The organism is Phenylobacterium sp., assembly GCF_031360265.1.
Classification (GTDB): Bacteria; Pseudomonadota; Alphaproteobacteria; order Caulobacterales; family Caulobacteraceae; genus Phenylobacterium.
In genome coordinates this window covers 1-3,170 of sequence record NZ_JANMBF010000032.1, presented here as the reverse complement: position 1 = coordinate 3,170, position 3,170 = coordinate 1, and the positions used below count along the sequence as shown (strand labels likewise).

Annotated in this window: 3 protein-coding genes; 2 read left to right on the top strand and 1 reads right to left on the bottom strand. The window is 67.3% G+C overall.

The genetic code is table 11. From position 1 onward, the window contains the following. The first annotated feature begins 94 nt into the window (after positions 1-94). Together RMN86_RS02685 and RMN86_RS02680 are read left to right on the top strand one after the other, a co-directional pair. Entirely contained in the window at positions 95-985 is an 891-nt protein-coding gene (locus RMN86_RS02685; RefSeq protein ID WP_309604281.1) for an MBL fold metallo-hydrolase, read from the top strand. A gap of 157 nt (positions 986-1,142) precedes the next feature. Next, positions 1,143-1,598 carry a hypothetical protein gene (locus tag RMN86_RS02680; RefSeq protein ID WP_309604280.1) on the top strand — a complete coding sequence of 152 codons (456 nt, stop codon included), beginning with the start codon at positions 1,143-1,145 and terminating at the stop codon, positions 1,596-1,598. Positions 1,599-1,858: 260 nt separating this feature from the next. On the opposite strand, the gene RMN86_RS02675 is transcribed toward RMN86_RS02680, so the two are convergent. After that, positions 1,859-3,170, bottom strand: a 1,312-nt coding sequence (locus RMN86_RS02675; protein WP_309604279.1) for an AMP-binding protein, incomplete at its 5' end; no start/stop codon positions are given.

Genomic DNA, 3,170 nt, shown 5'->3' with positions numbered 1-3,170 from the left:
CGATCGGCCAGGCCCTGTCGGGCGCGATGGCCCGGGGAGAGCTCGTCGGCCTGGGCCGCGCGGCCGGCTACGACCTTAGCGGGGCGCTTGGCGGATGATCCCCTATGTCCGCGACCTGACGTTCGAATATGGCGCCTGCGACCAGGTCTCGCCGCTGATCCGCCGGGTGGTGGCCAACAACCCCGGACCCTTCACCTTCCTCGGCACCGGCACCTATATCGTCGGCCGGGGCGAGGTGGCGGTGATCGACCCCGGCCCCGACCTGCCCGATCATCTCGACGCAATCCTCAAAGCCGTCGGGGGCGAACGGGTCACCGCCATCCTGATCACCCACCACCATTCCGACCACTCCCCCCTGGCCGGCCCGCTGAAGGCCGCCACCGGCGCCCCGATCTACGGCTGCGCGGTGGCCGGCCATGAGGTCGAGGACACCGGCGAGGTGAAGATGGAGGCCGGCCACGACCACGACTTCGCCCCCGACATCAGCCTCTGCGGCGGCGGCGAGGTGACGGGCCCCGGCTGGACGCTGCAGGCCATCCCCACGCCGGGCCACACGTCCAACCACATCTGCTATGCGCTGAAGGAGGAAAACGCGCTGTTCTCCGGCGACCACATCATGGGCTGGTCGACCACCGTCATCACCCCGCCAGACGGGGACATGAGCGACTATCTGGCGAGCCTGGCGCGGATCCGCGCGGGCGACTTCACCACGCTGTGGCCCACCCACGGCCCGCCGATCCGCGAGGTGACGCCGTTCATCGACGCCTATGCCGAGCACCGCCAGCAGCGCATCGACCAGATCCTGGGCGCCCTGGCCGCCGGCCCGGCCCGCATCAAGGACCTGGTCCCGCGCCTCTATACTGACGTCGACGCCCGCCTCTGGCCCGCCGCCGCCCGGTCCATGCTGGCCGCCATTCTCCATCTGGAGCGCCAGGGCCGGATCGCGGCCGAGGCCGGGCCGGACAGCCTCTACCGCCTGACCTGAATCGCCCGGCCGCGTCTGCCCGGCCGCGTCCGCCCGGCCGCGTCCATTGACAGCGGGAACGCCCTCGGTCCTTCTAAAGCCAAGCTTCGGTGAAAAAAGTCTTGTTCGGTCTGAGGCTCAGTAATCTCACGAGTTCCCCTTAAAAATGGAGAGTGCGATGAAATTGCCAATGCGTGCAGCGATTGCCGCCGGATTCGCGTTGTCGATAGCGGGCGCGGCCCGATCTGAACCCTGGGTAGATTACACACCCACCAAGGGAGTCTGGGACAAGACCTATGTTCACGTCGAGCCGTCGCGGATCGATGATTATTTGGTTGCGCTGAAAAAGACCTGGGTTCCGGCGCAAGAGAGCGCGAAGAAGCATGGATTGATTGATCAGTATATTGTGCAAGTGGCGGTCAACGCATCCACAACGGGACCGAATGTCATGCTCGGCGTGCACTACGTGTCGATGGCGGCCCTCGACCCCGACAGGACGCGCGACATGGCCCTGCAGGCGGAAGCCGAGAAGGCGTTTCCCAAAGCCGTGGCGGCGACGGAGCAGGAATCCCGCGCCAAATACCGCACGTTGCTGCGTGAAGAAATGTGGACCGGCATAGACTACGGCAAGTAGAAGCGCCGCAGGGCGGCGGTCGCTGAAATCCGCCGCCCTGTTGACGCCACGGCGGGAAGGGCGGCGGTGACACGGTCACGGCCCGCCGTTGGCCCGTCGCCGCCTGGTCCAGGCCGGAGGCGGCGCGTTCAATGCAGGCGGCGATGATCCGTCTGGTGCGCCAGGGCCGGATGGCGACGAAGGGTGAGCCTGGGCCTGAGAACGAATACCGGCATTCGTAGAACCTGCCTCCCCCATGAATGGGGGAGGCAGGTCCAACTTCACGCCTTCTCCACCGCCTTGGCCGTCGGCAGGACGTAGCCTTTCATCCGTTCGCGGATCAGCTTCTTGTCGATCTTGCCGGTGGCGCCCAGCGGGATGTCATCGACGAAGACCACGTCGTCGGGGGTCCACCACTTGGCGATCTTGCCTTCCAGGAAGCCCAGGAACTCGTCCTTCGAGGCGGTCTCGCCGGGCATCAGCTTGACCAGCAGCACCGGCCGCTCGTCCCACTTGGGATGCGCCGCCCCGATCACCGCGGCCAGCTCCGCCTTGGGGTGACCCACGGCGATGTTTTCGATCTCGATGGTCGAGATCCACTCGCCGCCGGACTTGATCACGTCCTTGGCCCGGTCGGTGATCTGCATGAAGCCGTGCTCGTCGATGGTCGCCACGTCGCCGGTGTCGAAGAACCCCTCGGGGTCGAGGATCTCCCCGCCGTCCCCCTTGAAATACTTGCCCACCACGAACGGGCCCTTGACCATCAGCCGGCCGAAAGTGGTCCCGTCGTGCGGCAGCCGCGCGCCGGCGTCGTCCTCCAGCTTCAGCTCGATGCCCACCGGCGGACGGCCCTGTTTCAGGGTGAAGCGCAGCCGGGACTCGGCGTCCATCTTGGCGATCCGGCCGGTGGGGGTGGCCAGGGTGCCGAGCGGCGAGGTCTCGGTCATGCCCCAGGCGTGGGTCACCGCTACGCCGTAGTCGTCGCGGAAGGCGCGGACCAGGGCCTCGGGCACCGCCGAGCCGCCGATCACCACGCGCTTCAGCGTCGTGGGCTTTGACCTGGTTTCGCGCATGTGGGTCAGCAGCATCTGCCAGACCGTCGGCACCGCGGCGGAGAAGGTGACCTCTTCGCTCTCCAGCAGCTCATAGACCGAGGCGCCGTCGAGCCTGGCGCCGGGCATCACCAGCTTGGCGCCGACCGCCGAGCAGGAGAACGCCAGCCCCCAGGCGTTGGCGTGGAACATCGGCACCACCGGCAGCACGGTGTCGGCCGCCCCGATGCCCATCACGTCGCACCCCAGGGTCACCAGGGTGTGGATGAAGTTCGAGCGGTGCGAATAGAGTACCCCCTTGGGATTGCCCGTCGTGCCCGAGGTGTAGCAGAGCGCCGCGGCGGTGTTTTCGTCGAAGCCGCCCCAGGTGAAGTCGGCGCCGTTGTCGGCCACCAGGTCCTCGTAGCAGAGCGCGTCGGGCATCCCGCAGCCCTTCATGCCGGCTGCGTCGGTGAGCACGACGATGTGCTTGACGCCCGGCATCTTGGCGCGGTGTTCGATGAGGGTCGGCAGGAAGGTCAGGTCGGTGAAGATGACCCGA